The 16,776-nt window shown below is 54.2% G+C and carries 17 protein-coding genes; 13 read left to right on the top strand and 4 right to left on the bottom strand.

Annotated features, from left to right (window positions below; translation table 11 throughout):
• The first annotated feature begins 21 nt into the window (after nucleotides 1-21).
• Complete coding sequence (locus WB371_RS15945) at nucleotides 22-2,697, top strand: DUF2339 domain-containing protein (protein ID WP_336221019.1); 2,676 nt, start codon at nucleotides 22-24, stop codon at nucleotides 2,695-2,697.
• On the top strand, nucleotides 2,694-4,088 hold the full coding sequence (locus WB371_RS15940; RefSeq protein ID WP_336221018.1) for a DUF3999 domain-containing protein: 1,395 nt from the start codon (nucleotides 2,694-2,696) through the stop codon (nucleotides 4,086-4,088). Before WB371_RS15945 ends, WB371_RS15940 begins: the two co-directional genes overlap by 4 nt.
• Nucleotides 4,089-4,139: 51 nt before the next feature.
• Here the strand turns inward: WB371_RS15940 and WB371_RS15935 are convergent, their stop codons facing one another.
• A complete protein-coding gene (locus WB371_RS15935; protein WP_336221017.1) occupies nucleotides 4,140-4,742 on the bottom strand; it encodes a peroxiredoxin in 603 nt (200 codons plus the stop codon).
• 126 nt (nucleotides 4,743-4,868) lie between these two features.
• The gene (acpH, locus tag WB371_RS15930) at nucleotides 4,869-5,450 is read right to left on the bottom strand and encodes an ACP phosphodiesterase (RefSeq protein ID WP_336221016.1); all 582 of its coding nucleotides are present in this window, start codon (nucleotides 5,448-5,450) and stop codon (nucleotides 4,869-4,871) included.
• Between the two features lie 92 nt (nucleotides 5,451-5,542).
• On the opposite strand from acpH, the gene queA reads away from it, so the two are divergent.
• The 7 genes from queA (at nucleotide 5,543) to WB371_RS15895 (ending at nucleotide 12,234) form a co-directional block, all read left to right on the top strand.
• Nucleotides 5,543-6,613 (top strand): tRNA preQ1(34) S-adenosylmethionine ribosyltransferase-isomerase QueA, encoded by a 1,071-nt coding sequence (gene queA / locus WB371_RS15925; protein WP_336221015.1) that lies wholly within the window; start codon nucleotides 5,543-5,545, stop codon nucleotides 6,611-6,613.
• Nucleotides 6,614-6,667: 54 nt separating this feature from the next.
• Nucleotides 6,668-7,795, top strand: coding sequence for a tRNA guanosine(34) transglycosylase Tgt (tgt, locus tag WB371_RS15920; protein ID WP_336221014.1), 1,128 nt, complete (start codon nucleotides 6,668-6,670; stop codon nucleotides 7,793-7,795).
• A 22-nt stretch (nucleotides 7,796-7,817) separates the two neighbouring features.
• Nucleotides 7,818-8,150: a preprotein translocase subunit YajC gene (yajC, locus tag WB371_RS15915; RefSeq protein ID WP_336221013.1), complete on the top strand. Its 333-nt coding sequence runs from the start codon at nucleotides 7,818-7,820 to the stop codon at nucleotides 8,148-8,150.
• A gap of 27 nt (nucleotides 8,151-8,177) precedes the next feature.
• Complete coding sequence (gene secD / locus WB371_RS15910) at nucleotides 8,178-10,025, top strand: protein translocase subunit SecD (RefSeq protein ID WP_336221012.1); 1,848 nt, start codon at nucleotides 8,178-8,180, stop codon at nucleotides 10,023-10,025.
• Between the two features lie 10 nt (nucleotides 10,026-10,035).
• Nucleotides 10,036-11,007, top strand: a complete 972-nt coding sequence (gene secF / locus WB371_RS15905; protein WP_336221011.1) for a protein translocase subunit SecF — start codon at nucleotides 10,036-10,038, stop codon at nucleotides 11,005-11,007.
• A 153-nt stretch (nucleotides 11,008-11,160) separates the two neighbouring features.
• Nucleotides 11,161-11,526: a VOC family protein gene (locus WB371_RS15900; RefSeq protein ID WP_336221010.1), complete on the top strand. Its 366-nt coding sequence runs from the start codon at nucleotides 11,161-11,163 to the stop codon at nucleotides 11,524-11,526.
• 15 nt (nucleotides 11,527-11,541) lie between these two features.
• Nucleotides 11,542-12,234: a YafY family protein gene (locus WB371_RS15895; protein ID WP_336221009.1), complete on the top strand. Its 693-nt coding sequence runs from the start codon at nucleotides 11,542-11,544 to the stop codon at nucleotides 12,232-12,234.
• Nucleotides 12,235-12,278: 44 nt separating this feature from the next.
• On the opposite strand, the gene WB371_RS15890 is transcribed toward WB371_RS15895, so the two are convergent.
• On the bottom strand, nucleotides 12,279-13,163 hold the full coding sequence (locus tag WB371_RS15890) for a nucleoside-specific channel-forming protein Tsx (protein ID WP_336221008.1): 885 nt from the start codon (nucleotides 13,161-13,163) through the stop codon (nucleotides 12,279-12,281).
• Between the two features lie 297 nt (nucleotides 13,164-13,460).
• Entirely contained in the window at nucleotides 13,461-14,000 is a 540-nt protein-coding gene (locus WB371_RS15885) for a DUF3251 domain-containing protein (RefSeq protein WP_336221007.1), read from the bottom strand.
• A gap of 152 nt (nucleotides 14,001-14,152) precedes the next feature.
• Here WB371_RS15885 and nrdR point away from each other — a divergent pair, with 152 nt between their 5' ends.
• From nrdR to nusB, 4 genes are all read left to right on the top strand, one after another.
• Nucleotides 14,153-14,602 (top strand): transcriptional regulator NrdR, encoded by a 450-nt coding sequence (gene nrdR, locus WB371_RS15880; protein ID WP_042324561.1) that lies wholly within the window; start codon nucleotides 14,153-14,155, stop codon nucleotides 14,600-14,602.
• Nucleotides 14,603-14,605: 3 nt separating this feature from the next.
• Complete coding sequence (gene ribD / locus WB371_RS15875) at nucleotides 14,606-15,709, top strand: bifunctional diaminohydroxyphosphoribosylaminopyrimidine deaminase/5-amino-6-(5-phosphoribosylamino)uracil reductase RibD (RefSeq protein WP_336221006.1); 1,104 nt, start codon at nucleotides 14,606-14,608, stop codon at nucleotides 15,707-15,709.
• Nucleotides 15,710-15,797: 88 nt separating this feature from the next.
• Nucleotides 15,798-16,268, top strand: a complete 471-nt coding sequence (gene ribE / locus WB371_RS15870) for a 6,7-dimethyl-8-ribityllumazine synthase (RefSeq protein ID WP_001021161.1) — start codon at nucleotides 15,798-15,800, stop codon at nucleotides 16,266-16,268.
• 19 nt (nucleotides 16,269-16,287) lie between these two features.
• Nucleotides 16,288-16,707 (top strand): transcription antitermination factor NusB, encoded by a 420-nt coding sequence (gene nusB, locus WB371_RS15865; RefSeq protein WP_012904818.1) that lies wholly within the window; start codon nucleotides 16,288-16,290, stop codon nucleotides 16,705-16,707.
• Nucleotides 16,708-16,776: the final 69 nt, after the last annotated feature.

Here is a 16,776-nt window from a genome sequence, read left to right as displayed (position 1 = left end):
TCGTACAGTGAAGGTGAAAACATGGACGACCTTTTAATCCTTGGCTGCATCCTCGTGTTCTTCGCGTTGGTGGTGGTGCCTGTTCTGGCCATTGTCGCCATTAGTCGAAGTTCGACGACGCGCGATGAGCTGGCTCGGTTACGCCGCCGGGTGGAGGAGCTTGAGCAGCGCGGTGTCGCTGCGCCAACGATGGCACAGCGTGCCCCACAACCGCTCCAGCCCGTGGCGTCGGTCGCGGTAAGCGAACCGGCGGCCGTATCGGTATCCGAACCTGACGCTACCTTTGAACCTCAAACGGCCAGCCCGTGGCGTTCAGAGACGCAACAGAAGGCGACACCGGCAGAAAAAACCGTTGCAAAAACCGCTGATAACGCGCCTGTTAGCGCCGCTCAACCCTCTTCGTCTGGCGGTGTCATCTCTTCACTGGTACGCTGGTTTATGCAGGGCAACCCGCTGGCTAAGCTCGGGATCCTGCTTCTCTTCCTCGGCCTCTCTTTCCTGCTGCGCTACACCGTTGAACATGCTTTGTTCCCGCTTGAACTGCGTCTGGTCGCGGCATCGCTGTTTGCCATTGTCCTGCTGGCGGTCGGCTGGCGATTACGTCGCAAACAACCGGTTTATGCGCTGATTTTGCAGGGAGGGGCGACAGGCGCACTTTATCTCACCGTGTTTGGCGCTTTCCGCCTCTGGCAAATGCTACCAATGACGCTGGCCTTTGGGCTGCTGGTGGTCATTTGTGCGGCGAGCGTCGGACTGGCGATTTTACAAAAGGCGCTCAGTCTGGCGATGCTGGCGAGCCTCGGCGGTTACCTCGCGCCGCTGTTGCTGTCGACGGGAAGCGGTAATTATGTGGCGCTGTTTTCCTTCTACCTGCTGTTGTCGGTGGGCATTCTCGCCATCAGCATTTGGCAGCACTGGCGTGAACTGAACCTGCTCGGGCTGCTGTTTACCTTCGGCGTGGGCGGAATGTGGGGGGTGAATGACTATCAGCCCGCGTTTTATCTGAATTGCCAGTTGTTCCTGGCTGCCAATATCCTCATTTTTGGCGTCCTGAGCGTGGCGCTGTCGTTGCGGAGACAGGAAAAAGGTAAACAAATTATTGATGGCGTCCTGCTGTTTGCCCCGCCGTTGATCGGCTTTGGTATGCAATACGCCATGACCCTCCACTGGGAATATGGCCCGGCGCTTAGCGCCCTCGGCTATGGTGGTTTCTATCTGGTTTTAGCCTGGCTTGCGCTACGCCGTTATCCGTCGCTGGGACGTCCGCTGGTGCTGGCGGCGCTGGCGCTGGGCGGCGCATTTACCACGCTGGCGATACCGCTGGCGCTGTCGGCGCAATGGACGGCGATGGCCTGGGCGCTGGAAGGTCTGGGTATCCTGTGGCTGGGTGTACAGCAGCAACAGCGACGCATGAGCTACAGCGGTACGACGCTGCTGGTGCTGGCGCTCGGCAGTGCGCTGTGGGCGCAAACGGAGGGCATCACCGCACTCAGCCTGATGCTGATTTTTGCGGTGCTAAGCCTCTGCTGGCTGGCGGGAGCGTGGCTGTGGCGCGCGATTCACCTGCGCGTCAGCGGGGGACTGCTGGCTGGCGGATTACTTTTCTGGATGGTGGCTATCTATGGCGTCTCAGACTGGATACTGATAACCAATTTGCAGGTACTGGCGGGGATGCTGGCGCTGATGGCCGTGTCAGTATGGGGCTGGCGATTTGCGGCCTTCCGGCTGGCGTGGCGTGAGCTTGACGCCAGCAAATGGCTGCTGTGGCCGGTGATGTTGCTGGTGTTGCTCAATCAGATTTCGCAGCAGGTTATTTTTGCGGCGGGCTGGCCGAATCTGGCCTGGTGTCTGGCGCTTCCTGCTGCGCTGATGCTGCTGCGACGGGACGATCACACGTTAGCGCCGCGTATCTCGAAAGCGCTGCACCTGTCACTTTTCTGGATGCTGATACTGGCGCTGGCGGTAGAACTGGTCTGGTTTGCCCGCGACCTGCCGTGGGGAATGGCGGCCTGGGGAAGCGGCGTGATGATGGCGGCAGGCGGATTGCTGATTACCCTCATTACTGTGGCGGTACGCCGCCAGATCTGGCCGTTTAAAATCTGGCCTGCGCTGTATACTGTGCAGGCAATGGTGCCGGTAGCGGCTGCGCTGATATGCCTGCTGGCGCTGACGAACCTTCAGGATGGCGTCGTGTATCGCCAGATGTATCTCCCGTTGGTGAATCCGCTGGAGGAAGGTGCCGCCTTCGCCTTGCTTGGACTGATCGTATTGTATCGTGCCACACGGCGTTATTTCCCGGTGACAATTTCAGTATGCCAGCCCTGGCCTGGGATCGCGCTGTTGGCGCTCGCCTTCTGGTGGCTAAACGGTGTCCTGCTGCGCGCGCTGGCATGGTATGGCGAAGTGGCATGGCATTTCGAATCTTTGTGGCATTCGCGTCTGATTCAGACCTGTTTTGCACTGTTCTGGATGTTCATTGCCCTGGTGGTGATGCTCTATGCCACACGCCGGGCATCGCGCCGGGATTGGTTTTGTGGCGCGGTGTTGTTAGGGATTGTGATTGTTAAACTGATGCTGGTGGACAGCGCTGGTGGAGGCGGACTGGCACGAGCGATTGCGTTTATCGGCGTGGCGATTCTGGTGCTGATTGTCGGTTATTTTTCACCGTTACCGCCCAAAGCAGGAGAAGAAAAATGAAATGGATGAAAGCGGTATTCTGTAGCACGCTGCTTACGCTGACCGGGCCGGCGTTCAGTAATGAAACGCAGCCGGAATCCCCGCAGGATTACGCCTATGGGCTTGCGCTTGACACCACTACGCCGTCGCAGTGGTATCGTGTTGCGTTACCTCTGGCGGTTTATCAGCAGAGCACCTCGCCTGAACTGCATGATGTGCGTGTGTTTAACCAAATGGGCGACGCCGTACCGTTCAGTTTAGCGGTTGCCGCACGCCAGCAGGTTGCGCCTGAAACCACCCCGCTACGGTTCTTTGCGCTGGATGTTTCTCCTGTTCCTGCACAAAGGGCGACGGATGAGGATGGCGATAAAATCCTGCTACGTTCAAAAACGGGCGTTGAGATTGTCCTGGAAGGTGAAAAAGCAAAATCCGTCGGTCAACACTATTTGTTGACGTTGCCAGAGGGGACCGACAACGCGATTTCTGTCTCTCAACTGCAACTTAAGTGGAATACGCCGCAGGGGCCGTGGCAGGGGAAAGCGTCAGTCTGGTACAGTGAGGATATGAAACGCTGGTACGCTTTTCGTGAGGAAATGCCATTGATGGACGTCTCAAGTGGAGGCGATCGTCTTAAGCTCGACCGGATCGACATTGGTTTGACGTTATCGAAGGATTCCATTCGTTATCTGTTGGTTGTGATTGATGCGAAAGGGGCGTCGTTGCCGTTAACGGGGGTTAATGCCATCAGCGCACCTGCCGCGCAGGCATCAGAGCAGATTGATCTGAGCGGTGAAGGAGAGAGACTGTCGGCCACCGAAGCCCAGTGGCGATGGTCTCGCCCACAGCCGCTCTCGTCGCTGACGATTCAACTCGACAGTGACGGCGTACTTCCCGTGGAGATCCTGTGGCGCGGCGCGGAAAAAGACGAATGGCGACCGCTGAAGAAAACGGTGCTTTACCAGCTTGAGGGCAAATCCTCTGAGCCTGTTTCGCTTTCCGGAGAACAGGTCGAGGCGGTGAAGCTATCTGCGCTGAATGCGCGTTTGCCAGAGACGCTGCCGCGTGTGATCGGTCATCGCGATCGTTATGACCTGGTGTTTAATGCGCAGGGTAAAGCGCCTTACCTGTTGGCCTGGGGCAATGGCGCCGCAACTCCCGCCAGCATTGCGCTGGATATGCTGATTCCTGCCGATCTTCGCAAGATTTACGATGTCACGTCCCTGCCGGATGCCGGGATACAGGAGGCGGTGAAATTAGGTGGCGATGCGCGTTTAACCGCCACTTCTGTTGCTGAGAAGGAGAGCCTGACAAAAACGCTGCTGGTCTGGGGCGTGTTGAGTGTGGGCGTGCTCCTGCTGGCGGGAATGGCGTTTCGCATCTGGCGGGAAGTAAAAAAAGAGAGCGGTGAATAACACGCAATAAAAAAGGCTCGCGCTGGCGAGCCTTTTTTGCATTCGAGCCGATTACAGGCTGGAGACGTTTTCAGTCAGGTATTTTGCTACGCCGTCCGGAGAGGCGTTCATACCTTCTTTACCTTTTTCCCACTGTGCCGGGCAAACTTCGCCGTGCTCTTCGTGGAACTGCAGCGCGTCAACCATACGCAGCATTTCGTCGATGTTACGGCCCAGCGGCAGGTCATTAACCACCTGGTGACGAACCACGCCGTTTGCGTCGATCAGGAAAGAACCACGCAGCGCAACGCCCGCTTCCGGGTGCTCGATGCCGTAAGCTTGCTGGATTTCACGCTTAACGTCAGCAACCATTGCGTATTTCACTGCACCGATGCCGCCTTTGTCGACAGGGGTGTTACGCCATGCGTTGTGGACGAATTCAGAGTCAAAAGAAACGCCAACCACTTCAACGCCGCGTTTCTGGAATTCTTCATAACGTTTGTCGAACGCGATCAGTTCAGACGGGCAAACGAAGGTAAAGTCCATCGGCCAGAAGAACAGAACGGTTGTTTTACCGTTGGTGTGCTGTTTGAAATTGAAGTTTTCAACAATCTCACCGCTACCGAGTACCGCAGCTGCTGTGAAATCCGGAGCCTGACGAGTCACCAGTACCATAATATTCTCCTGCAAAGTTAAGGGGTTTTGGAACGCAACGCGGGCCAGTATAGACGGGGATCGGCAATAAAACAAAGAGGTGCTGACAATCGTTCAGCAAGCTTTCACCTATCGATCACTCTATGATTAAAGTTGTTTGTTTTTCGCTTGCGCCATCATGCGCGGATAAAAGCGCCAGAACCGCTCTTCCAGGGCATCATAATGGTTGTTGAGGTCATACCATGAGTCACGAAGGGCATCCAGACGTGGACGACGGCTCGCCATTCCATTTAACACGTTCTGAATGAAGTCCATATCGCGGTAGCGCTCCAGCCACTTTTCTGACCACAGGTAATTATTCAGATTAACAAAGCGCGGCGGCGAATCCGGCAGGATGGTGGAAACCTGGGCGTGGGCATAACCGACAAACGCCTGCAGCGGAAAGTCAGGGGAGATTTGCGCCCAGTGACGCGACAGAAAATGATCCCACATGACGTCCAGCGTAATGGGCGCGACGCGACGGGTTTCACTGCGAAACCATTCGCGCGCTTCGCGGACCTCCGGCAGGTTATCTGTCATCACGTCAATACGACGGTGCATCAGAATGCCGTCTACGACGTCTGGCGGATAGTGTGATTCCGGGTTGCCACGGACAAAATCGGCCAGCAGATTGCCGGAAAGTGAGCTGTCGGCGAGATGGGCTAAATGCAGGTGAGCGAGAAAATTCATGGTCTGTTATCTGTCCAAAAGTGGGTAACGGTTGCAGGGAGCGCGCCCCGGCACTAGACTACCCGCCTCTTATTTTAGTCTGAGTCTGTGTCATGCGCGTTACCGATTTTTCTTTTGAATTGCCTGAATCCCTGATTGCCCACTACCCGCAGCCGGAGCGCAGTAGCTGCCGATTGCTGTCGCTGGATGGTCCGACGGGCGCGCTGACGCATGGTACTTTCACCGATCTACTTGATAAGCTCAACCCTGGCGATCTGCTGGTTTTTAACAATACCCGCGTGATCCCGGCGCGCCTTTTTGGCCGTAAGGCCAGCGGCGGCAAAATTGAAGTTCTCGTCGAGCGGATGCTGGATGATAAACGTATCCTCGCACATATTCGTGCCTCCAAAGCGCCGAAGCCAGGGGCGGAGCTGCTGCTCGGTGATGACGAAAGTATTAACGCGACGATGACCGTCCGTCACGGCGCGCTGTTTGAGGTTGAGTTTAACGACGCGCGTCCGGTGCTGGATATTCTTAACGCCATTGGACACATGCCGTTGCCGCCGTATATCGATCGCCCGGATGAAGATGCCGACCGTGAGCTATACCAGACCGTCTACAGCGAGAAACCGGGCGCAGTCGCAGCGCCGACAGCGGGTCTTCATTTTGACGAACCGCTGCTGGCAAGACTGCGTGAAAAAGGGATTGAGATGGCGTTTGTCACCCTGCACGTTGGCGCAGGGACCTTCCAGCCAGTGCGCGTGGATACCATCGAAGATCACATTATGCACTCTGAATATGCGGAAGTGCCGCAAGCGGTCGTGGATGCGGTTCTGGCGGCGAAAGCGCGCGGCAACCGGGTGATTGCGGTAGGAACGACGTCCGTGCGCTCACTGGAGAGCGCGGCGCAGGCGGCGGAGAACGCAATGATTGCGCCATTCTTTGGCGACACGCAAATTTTTATCTACCCGGGTTATCAGTACAAAGTGATTGATGCGCTGGTGACCAATTTCCATCTGCCTGAATCAACATTGATTATGTTGGTTTCGGCGTTTGCCGGTTATCAGCATACGATGAATGCCTACAAGGCCGCAGTAGAACAAAATTATCGCTTTTTTAGCTACGGGGATGCGATGTTTATCACGTACAATCCGCACGCTCTGAATGAACGCGTTGGGGAATAATTCCGCGGCGCTGGTTGACACGTTGGACTGTTTTTCTGACGTACTGGAGAAAAAATGAAATTTGAACTGGATACCACCGACGGACGCGCCCGCCGTGGCCGCCTGGTGTTTGATCGTGGCGTCGTCGAAACGCCAGCTTTTATGCCCGTAGGGACCTACGGCACTGTTAAAGGCATGACGCCGGAAGAAGTTGAAGCAACCGGCGCGCAAATTATCCTCGGTAATACCTTCCATCTCTGGCTGCGTCCGGGCCAGGAGATCATGAAACTGCACGGCGACCTGCATGATTTTATGCAGTGGAAAGGCCCGATTCTGACCGACTCCGGCGGTTTTCAGGTTTTCAGCCTGGGTGACATTCGTAAGATCACGGAACAAGGCGTGCACTTCCGTAACCCGATCAATGGCGATCCCATTTTCCTCGATCCTGAAAAGTCAATGGAGATTCAGTACGATCTCGGTTCCGATATTGTCATGATCTTTGACGAATGCACGCCATATCCGGCTGACTGGGACTATGCTAAACGATCAATGGAGATGTCTTTGCGCTGGGCGAAGCGTAGCCGCGACCGTTTTGACTCTTTACAGAACAAAAATGCGCTGTTCGGCATCATCCAGGGCAGCGTTTACGAAGATTTACGCGATATCTCTGTGAAAGGTCTGGTAGAGATTGGCTTTGATGGCTACGCTGTCGGCGGTTTGGCTGTGGGTGAGCCAAAAGAGGACATGCACCGTATTCTGGAGCATGTTTGCCCGCAAATTCCGGCAGATAAACCGCGTTACCTGATGGGTGTTGGTAAACCAGAAGATTTGGTTGAAGGCGTGCGTCGCGGTATTGATATGTTTGACTGCGTAATGCCAACCCGAAATGCCCGTAATGGTCACTTGTTCGTGACCGATGGCGTGGTGAAAATTCGTAATGCGAAGTATAAAAGCGACACCAGCCCACTCGATGCTGAGTGTGATTGCTACACTTGTCGTAATTACTCGCGTGCCTACTTGCATCATCTTGATCGTTGCAATGAAATATTGGGCGCACGTCTCAACACGATTCATAATCTGCGTTACTACCAGCGTTTGATGGCGGGTTTACGCAAGGCTATTGAAGAGGGTAAATTAGAGAGCTTCGTGACCGATTTTTACCAACGTCAGGGTCGACCAGTTCCACCTTTGAATGTTGATTAATTTTAATAATGAGGGAATTTGAATGAGCTTTTTTATTTCTGATGCGGTAGCGGCAACAGGTGCTCCGGCGCAGGGCAGCCCGATGTCTCTGATTCTGATGCTGGTGGTGTTTGGTCTGATTTTCTATTTCATGATCCTGCGTCCACAGCAGAAGCGCACTAAAGAACATAAAAACCTGATGGCTTCTATCGCCAAAGGTGATGAAGTTCTGACTAACGGTGGCCTGGTGGGTCGAGTGACTAAAGTCGCTGAAACTGGCTACATCGCTATCGCACTGAACGACACCACGGAAGTGGTAATCAAACGTGACTTCGTAGCTGCCGTTCTGCCGAAAGGCACGATGAAGGCGCTGTAATAGAAACTTTTCCCGAAGGGAACTGCCGTGTTAAACCGTTATCCTTTGTGGAAGTATGTCATGCTGATCGTCGTTATTGCCGTCGGTCTGTTGTATGCGCTTCCCAACCTGTATGGTGAGGATCCGGCTGTTCAAATCACTGGCGCGCGCGGTGTCGCCGCCAGTGAGCAAACGCTGATCCAGGTCCAGAATACGTTACAAAAAGAAAAAATTACCGCTAAGTCTGTGGCACTGGAAGAGGGCGCTATTCTTGCGCGCTTCGACACCACCGACATCCAACTGCGCGCCCGTGAAGCGCTGGTGGACGTGCTGGGTGATAAATATGTCGTGGCGCTTAACCTTGCTCCGGCAACTCCGCGCTGGCTGGCTGCCATTAAAGCAGAACCGATGAAACTCGGTCTTGACCTGCGTGGCGGCGTTCACTTCCTGATGGAAGTGGATATGGATACCGCGCTTGGCAAATTGCAGGAACAAAATATCGACAGCCTGCGCAGCGATCTGCGTACTGACGGTATTCCTTACACTACCGTTCGTAAAGAAGACAATTACGGTCTGAGCATTAATTTCCGTGATGCCAGTGCGCGTGATAAAGCGATTGCTTACCTCAGCAAGCGTCACCCGGATCTGGTTATCTCCAGCCAGGGAAGCACCGCGCTGCGTGCGGTGATGACCGATGCGCGTCTGAGCGAAGCGCGTGAATACGCGGTACAGCAGAACATCAACATCCTGCGTAACCGTGTGAACCAGTTGGGCGTTGCCGAACCGGTGGTTCAGCGTCAGGGTGCAGACCGAATTGTGGTCGAACTGCCGGGTATTCAGGATACGGCGCGTGCGAAAGAGATTCTGGGCGCGACAGCGACACTGGAATTCCGTCTGGTGAATACCAACGTTGACCAGTCTGCTGCGGCCTCTGGTCGTGTGCCTGGCGATTCTGAAGTGAAACAGACGCGCGAAGGTCAGCCGGTTGTGCTGTACAAACGTGTGATCCTGACCGGTGACCATATCACTGACTCCACGTCGAGCCAGGACGAATACAACCAACCGCAGGTGAACATTTCACTGGATAGCGCGGGTGGCAACATTATGTCTAACTTCACCAAGGACAATATCGGTAAACCGATGGCGACCCTGTTTGTGGAGTACAAAGACAGTGGTAAGAAAGATGCAAATGGTCGTGCGCTACTGGTGAAACAGGAAGAGGTGATTAACATCGCCAACATCCAGTCTCGCCTGGGCAACAGCTTCCGTATTACCGGGATCAACAACCCGAACGAAGCGCGTCAACTCTCGCTGCTGCTGCGTGCCGGTGCGCTGATTGCGCCGATTCAGATTGTTGAAGAACGTACCATCGGTCCAACTCTGGGGATGCAGAACATCAAGCAGGGTCTGGAAGCGTGTCTGGCAGGTCTGGCCGTGTCCATCCTGTTCATGATTCTGTTCTATAAGAAATTTGGTCTGATTGCGACAAGCGCGCTGATCGCTAACCTGGTGATGATTGTCGGCATTATGTCGCTGCTGCCGGGGGCCACGTTGAGTATGCCGGGGATTGCGGGGATCGTCTTAACCCTTGCCGTCGCCGTCGATGCGAACGTTCTGATCAACGAACGTATCAAAGAAGAGTTGAGCAACGGGCGTTCGGTACAACAGGCGATCAACGAAGGGTATGCAGGCGCGTTCAGTTCCATCTTCGATGCGAACATCACGACGCTTATTAAAGTGATTATCCTGTATGCCGTTGGCACTGGGGCAATTAAAGGGTTCGCGATTACTACCGGTATCGGTGTGGCGACGTCGATGTTTACCGCGATCGTCGGTACACGTGCCATCGTAAACCTGTTGTATGGCGGCAAGCGCGTCAAAAAGCTGTCAATCTGAGGAGTGCGAAGTGGCACAGGAATATACTGTTGAACAATTAAACCACGGCCGTAAAGTCATCGACTTTATGCGCTGGGACTACTGGGCTTTTGGCATTTCCGGCCTTCTGTTGGTTCTGGCCGTTGTCGTGATGGGTGTACGTGGCTTTAACTGGGGCCTCGATTTCACCGGCGGTACGGTGATTGAAATCACGCTGGAAAAACCGGCTGAGATGGACGTGATGCGCGATGCGCTGGAAAAAGCGGGTTTTGTTGACCCGCTCTTACAGAACTTCGGCAGCAGCCACGACATCATGGTGCGTATGCCACCGACGGAAGGAGCAAACGGTGGTCAGGTGCTGGGCAGCAAAGTGTTGAGTGTGATTAACGAATCCACCAACCAGAACGCGGCGGTGAAGCGAATTGAATTCGTGGGACCGAGCGTAGGGGCTGACCTGGCGCAAACCGGTGCGATGGCGCTGCTGGCGGCACTGATCTCCATTCTGGTCTACGTCGGTTTCCGTTTTGAATGGCGACTGGCGGCAGGTGTGGTTATCGCACTGGCGCACGACGTTATCATTACGCTTGGGATCCTGTCGTTATTCCACATTGAGATTGACCTGACGATCGTGGCATCGCTGATGTCTGTTATCGGTTACTCGCTTAACGACAGTATCGTGGTCTCTGACCGTATTCGTGAAAACTTCCGCAAAATTCGTCGCGGGACGCCTTACGAGATCTTTAACGTGTCACTGACCCAGACGCTGCACCGTACGTTGATCACCTCTGGTACGACCTTAATGGTTATCCTGATGTTGTTCCTGTTCGGTGGTCCGGTGCTGGAAGGCTTCTCGCTGACTATGCTTATCGGGGTGTCCATCGGTACGGCATCGTCTATCTACGTCGCATCGGCGCTGGCGCTGAAGCTGGGCATGAAGCGCGAGCATATGCTGCAGCAGAAAGTGGAGAAAGAAGGGGCGGATCAGCCGTCTATTCTGCCGTAAGCAACGGTTAAGTTAACGTTCAGAAATCCCGGTCATCAGATCGGGATTTTTCTTTTCTGCTTTCCCCTTGTCCTGCAAACAATACTGACACTATGCTGTCAGGAACCCTGTTTTATTCTCTTCCTGAATTCACCCACCGAGTCAGGAGGAACAATGAAAAGCATCATCAACTGGTTTGAAATTCCCGTAACAGATATGGCGCGAGCGATTGCCTTTTATGAACCGGTCATGGGGTTGTCGTTACGTCGGGAGAAAATGGCGTCCGCCGATCTGGCGGTGTTCCCGTATGACGATCCGGCAACCGGCGGGGCGCTGGCAAAATTTGACGGTATCGCGCCTTCACAACAAGGGGCGATTGTTTATCTGCATACGGATGACCTCCAGGCGACGCTGGATCGCGTGGCGACCGCAGGTGGTCGATGTGTGTTTGGTCCGATCGATCTCGGGAAAGAGATTGGCACCATTGCGCTGTTTACTGACAGCGAAGGTAACCGTGTGGGTTTACATCAACCGGCTTAATCACTGAGAGCAACTATGACGCGTCGCGCTGACCGCTTGTTTCAAATCGTCCAGATATTGCGTGGCAGACGGCTAACAACGGCAGCGCTGTTAGCACAACGGCTTGAGGTTTCCGAGAGAACGATTTATCGCGATATCCGCGATCTTTCGCTCTCCGGCGTTCCCGTTGAAGGAGAGGCGGGCAGCGGTTATCGGTTGATGGCAGGGTTTGATCTTCCGCCGCTCATGTTGACGCACCGGGAATCGGAAGCATTGATTGCGGCTATCCGTCTGTTACACACCTGGGGCGGTGATTTGCTCTCGCGGGAGCTGGAATCGGCGCAAGAAAAGGTACTGGCGATATTACCGGAAGAGAGCCGACGCAAAGCGGAGCAGGCGCGGATCTTCGCGCCGGACTTTGGCACACAGAGCCATTCACGTAGCGCGTTCGATGTGATCCACCGGGCGGTGACCGCTCAGCAGGTGCTGGCGCTGCATTACCGCGACGAGGCGGGGCAGCTTTCCTGGCGGGACGTGCAGCCGTTAGGGATCTTCTTCGAAGGAAAGTTCTGGCTGCTGGTAGCCTGGTGCGAGCGACGCGAAGATTATCGCTGTTTTCGTGTCGATCGCTGTTTAAGCATCACGCCGCTCGACAGACGATTTTGCGAGCGCGCCGACCGTTCACTGAGTGATTTCTTACGCAAGATCCGTAATGAAACGCACGCATAAAAAAGCCAGCGCTCAGGCTGGCTTTTGCGGGAAGTGAGACGTTATCAGAAGTTGTAGCCAACAACCAGATAGCCACCCCAGCCGGTAGAACGCACGTTGAAGTTGCCCTTACCGAAGTTCAACTCAGCGTCGTCGTTCCACTGACCGCCATTGTGCCAGTAACGGGCAACAACAGAGTAGTGCCAGTGGTCGTAGTTCAGCGCCAGAATGTGGCTGGAGGCGATAGAGTCGTTGGTACGCGCTTTGTTGCCGTTCAGATCGGAGAAGTCGTTGTCGCCGAGATCGGAACCCCAGTCAAAGTTGGTGAAACCGATGTAGCTCAGGTTCCCCCCCCACAGTTGGGTGATTGGCACGAAGTATTTCACTTTGAAACGGTAGCCGTCCCATTCGTTTTCGTTCGCCGCACCGTAGTTCTGCCACTGATATTTCGCATAAACGTTCAGGGACAGGCTCATTGGCAGACCGGTGTCGATGTCGGTACCCAGACCCATGTACCAGGTGCTCTGGCGGCCATCTTTGTTACGACCCATGTCGTAGATATAGTTGTTGGCGAAGTACCATTCTTTAAACGGACCGAAGCTCAGGTCTGTCCCGGTCAGTTTGTCGATAGAGAAACGCGGTTCGATTTCCATAAACAGCGGAGAACCGTGGTTCCAGATACCTTTCGCGTCGGTGTTACCACCGAAGAACACTGGCGCATCCATGTAACCATAGAAATCAAACCAGTCTTTTTTCGCGAAGGCTTCATATTCCAGATAGGTATCGTTTCGGATCTGTGGTCCGAAACGGGTGTGATAACTACCCACGACGTTTACGCTCTGGTGCCACCAGTCAGAAAGATACTGTGGTTTGTCATTTTCCGCGGCGTTCACGGTGAATGACGAGGAGAGCGCGAGCACTGCACTGGCTGCAAGTAATGTTTTTTTCATATGTATGCCACTGTTTGAAATCCCTGACGGGAGTGAAAAGGCGCAAATAGCGTTTCTAAATATTTCATGTTTCTGCGGAGCCTATTATAGAAATCATTGCTCACAAAAATCTGTCACGTTTCACAGTTCTATCATCTGCGTAATCGATTGCGTTCACGTTTGCGTATTTTTGCGCGGCGATTGTACTGACTTTCATTCCTGTTGCCAATATTTAGTAAAAATGCTCAGGATGTAAGAGGAGTCACAAAAGGAGGGGAAATGATGTTGCGGAACGCACAAAACGTTCCGCCGGTAGGTTTATTGAGTCACAAGCTGGATATCGTGGATGCGAACAAAGCCTAACTGGTCGGGCGTTAGTCCATTCAGTTGCAGTGGGATGTCTACATCACTCGGTGCCAGAATGCTGGCAGGGGCATTGATCAACTGATTCTGCACGTTTACTTCCTGATAATTGTCAGTTGTTCCCTGAATTTGCCCATATTCCACGGTTCCACTAAAGGCGGGCAGAGGATCATTGGACTCGCCCTGAATCTGCAACGTTACGCGCGTACTGTCCGCATTTGGAGCAATGTTGATAAGCGACATGCGCAATGTGCCAATCTGGCTGTTAAGACGGGCAGGAGTATTAGAACCTGGCAGCAGATAGACTCCGCGGGTTGATTTCACGTTCAGACTGTTTTGCTGGGTAATCTTTACGGTTTCTTTATTGAGCTGGTTCATCTCTTTAGTGAGCGTTGAAACGCTTTGATGCATCTGGCGTACCTCGCTTTGCTGTGCGCAGGCGCTCAGACTAAAGAGACTTCCCACCAGGAGAATTCTTAGGTAAGGTCTTGTCATCTCTCTTATTTCCTGACTGTTCGCGATGACCCAATGGTAGATCGTAAATGGCGTTAAGACATCGATCCATTGTCTCAAAAGCGTTGCGCCTTTGTTGTCACGCCAGTTCAGGTTAAAATAGATTTCTGTTAACCACCTGGTCAGGACGCCGTATGCATTGCCCATTCTGTTTCGCCGTAGATACCAAAGTCATTGATTCTCGTCTCGTAGGCGAAGGCTCTTCGGTACGCCGCCGTCGGCAGTGTCTGGTTTGTAATGAACGTTTCACCACCTTTGAAGTGGCAGAACTTGTGATGCCGCGCGTGGTGAAAAGCAACGATGTGCGCGAACCGTTTAACGAAGAAAAGCTCCGCAGTGGAATGCAGCGCGCGCTGGAAAAACGTCCAGTGAGTTCTGACGACGTCGAAATGGCGTTGAATCACATCAAATCGCAACTGCGTGCCACCGGTGAGCGTGAAGTTCCCAGCAAGATGATTGGCAATCTGGTGATGGAACAATTGAAAAAACTCGATAAAGTCGCCTACATCCGCTTTGCCTCCGTTTACCGCAGCTTCGAAGATATCAAAGAATTTGGCGAAGAGATCGCTCGCCTACAGGATTAAGCCATGCAGGATGAGTTATACATGGCGCGAGCGCTGAAACTGGCGCAGCGCGGGCGGTTTACCACCCATCCCAACCCTAACGTCGGTTGCGTCATTGTGAAGAATGGCGAGATTGTCGGTGAAGGCTATCACCATCGTGCCGGCGAACCACATGCGGAAGTGCATGCCCTGCGCATGGCGGGCGAAAAGGCCAATGGCGCAACGGCTTACGTCACTCTTGAACCGTGCAGCCATCACGGTCGTACACCGCCGTGCTGTGACGCGCTGATAGCCGCTGGTGTGACGCGCGTGGTGGCCGCGATGCAGGATCCGAATCCGCAGGTGGCAGGGCGTGGATTATATCGCCTGCAGCAGGCGGGTATCGACGTTAGCCACGGGCTGATGATGAGCGAAGTTGAGGCATTAAACAAAGGCTTCCTCAAACGCATGCGGACCGGATTTCCCTATGTGCAACTAAAACTCGGCGCTTCGCTGGATGGTCGTACGGCGATGTCCAGCGGCGAAAGCCAGTGGATTACCTCGCCAGCGGCGCGTCGTGATGTTCAGCGTCTGCGCGCGCAAAGTCACGCCATTTTGACCAGCAGCGCGACAGTGCTGGCGGACGACCCGCAGCTTACCGTGCGTTGGTCCGAACTGGGCGATGCGACGCAGGCGGTTTATCCGCAGGATGCTGTGCGCCAGCCGGTGCGCATTGTGATAGACAGTCAGAATCGCGTGACGCCAGAACACCGGCTGGTGCAACAGCCTGGGGAAACCTGGATTGCGCGCACAAAAGAAGACGCGCGCGTCTGGCCCGATTCGGTCCGCACAATTATGGTGCCAGAGCATAACGGTCATCTGGATCTGGTGGTACTGATGATGTTACTGGGCAAGCAGCAGATTAACAGCCTCTGGGTAGAAGCCGGACCCACGCTGGCTGGCGCACTGTTGCAGGCGGGTGTGGTCGATGAGCTTATCGTCTATCTTGCGCCTACACTGTTAGGCAGTGATGCCAGGGGATTATGTGTGTTGCCAGGCCTTGAGAAACTGGCAGATGCCCCCCATTTTAAATTCAATGAGATACGCCAGGTGGGTCCGGACGTTTGCCTGCATGTCTACCCTGCGTGAGGCTTTCTGAATAAGAACAAGCAGCGCACAGAATATTATGATAAAATCCGCCCCCCTTACGGGGCCATATCGAACCCGAAGGAAGATTATGAACATTATTGAAGCTAACGTTGCTACCCCTGACGCTCGCGTCGCCATCACCATTGCGCGTTTCAACAACTTTATCAATGACAGCCTGCTGGAAGGTGCGATTGACGCCCTGAAACGTATTGGTCAGGTCAAAGATGAAAACATTACCGTCGTTTGGGTTCCTGGTGCCTACGAACTGCCGCTGGCGGCTGGCGCACTGGCGAAAACCGGTAAATATGACGCGGTGATTGCGCTGGGTACGGTCATTCGTGGCGGCACGGCTCACTTCGAATACGTCGCGGGCGGTGCAAGCAATGGTCTGGCGCATGTCGCTCAGGACAGCGAAATTCCGGTCGCCTTTGGCGTACTGACCACCGAAAGCATTGAACAAGCGATTGAACGTGCCGGCACGAAAGCTGGCAACAAAGGCGCGGAAGCTGCACTGACCGCGCTTGAAATGATTAATGTATTGAAAGCCATCAAGGCCTGATTTTTGTAAGGGGAAATCCGTGAAACCTGCTGCTCGTCGCCGCGCTCGTGAGTGTGCCGTTCAGGCGCTCTACTCCTGGCAGTTGTCCCAGAACGACATCGCTGATGTTGAATACCAGTTCCTGGCAGAACAGGACGTGAAAGATGTCGACGTCATGTACTTCCGTGAACTGCTGTCCGGGGTGGCGACTAACAGCGCGTACCTGGATGGCCTGATGAAGCCTTATCTGTCTCGCCTGCTGGAAGAGCTGGGCCAGGTCGAAAAAGCTGTACTGCGTATTGCGCTGTTCGAGCTGTCTAAACGTAGCGATGTGCCTTACAAAGTGGCCATCAACGAAGCGATCGAACTGGCGAAAACGTTCGGTGCGGAAGACAGCCACAAGTTCGTCAACGGCGTACTGGATAAAGCAGCGCCTGTGATTCGCCCCAACAAAAAGTAATCTCCAGGCCGTCAGTAAAGCGAAAGCGATTTCGCTGTTCTGACGGCTTTTTCATTTTTTCTGCTGAGG

It is taken from the genome of Citrobacter amalonaticus, from assembly GCF_037053465.1.
Taxonomy (GTDB): domain Bacteria; phylum Pseudomonadota; class Gammaproteobacteria; order Enterobacterales; family Enterobacteriaceae; genus Citrobacter_A; species Citrobacter_A amalonaticus_H.
The sequence above is the reverse complement of the archived record's forward strand: the minus strand, read 5'-3'. Positions and strand labels throughout refer to the sequence as shown.

Bases quoted from the DNA above. Each gene is read 5' to 3' on its own strand.
- WB371_RS15940 (WP_336221018.1), top strand. From the start codon at position 2,694: ATGAAATGGATGAAAGCGGTATTCTGTAGCACGCTGCTTACGCTGACC.
- WB371_RS15900 (WP_336221010.1), top strand. From the start codon at position 11,161: ATGAAAAGCATCATCAACTGGTTTGAAATTCCCGTAACAGATATGGCG.
- ribD (WP_336221006.1), top strand. From the start codon at position 14,606: ATGCAGGATGAGTTATACATGGCGCGAGCGCTGAAACTGGCGCAGCGC.
- nrdR (WP_042324561.1), top strand. From the start codon at position 14,153: ATGCATTGCCCATTCTGTTTCGCCGTAGATACCAAAGTCATTGATTCT.
- yajC (WP_336221013.1), top strand. From the start codon at position 7,818: ATGAGCTTTTTTATTTCTGATGCGGTAGCGGCAACAGGTGCTCCGGCG.
- queA (WP_336221015.1), top strand. From the start codon at position 5,543: ATGCGCGTTACCGATTTTTCTTTTGAATTGCCTGAATCCCTGATTGCC.
- WB371_RS15885 (WP_336221007.1), bottom strand. From the start codon at position 14,000: ATGACAAGACCTTACCTAAGAATTCTCCTGGTGGGAAGTCTCTTTAGT.
- WB371_RS15945 (WP_336221019.1), top strand. From the start codon at position 22: ATGGACGACCTTTTAATCCTTGGCTGCATCCTCGTGTTCTTCGCGTTG.
- tgt (WP_336221014.1), top strand. From the start codon at position 6,668: ATGAAATTTGAACTGGATACCACCGACGGACGCGCCCGCCGTGGCCGC.
- ribE (WP_001021161.1), top strand. From the start codon at position 15,798: ATGAACATTATTGAAGCTAACGTTGCTACCCCTGACGCTCGCGTCGCC.
- WB371_RS15895 (WP_336221009.1), top strand. From the start codon at position 11,542: ATGACGCGTCGCGCTGACCGCTTGTTTCAAATCGTCCAGATATTGCGT.
- WB371_RS15890 (WP_336221008.1), bottom strand. From the start codon at position 13,163: ATGAAAAAAACATTACTTGCAGCCAGTGCAGTGCTCGCGCTCTCCTCG.
- acpH (WP_336221016.1), bottom strand. From the start codon at position 5,450: ATGAATTTTCTCGCTCACCTGCATTTAGCCCATCTCGCCGACAGCTCA.
- WB371_RS15935 (WP_336221017.1), bottom strand. From the start codon at position 4,742: ATGGTACTGGTGACTCGTCAGGCTCCGGATTTCACAGCAGCTGCGGTA.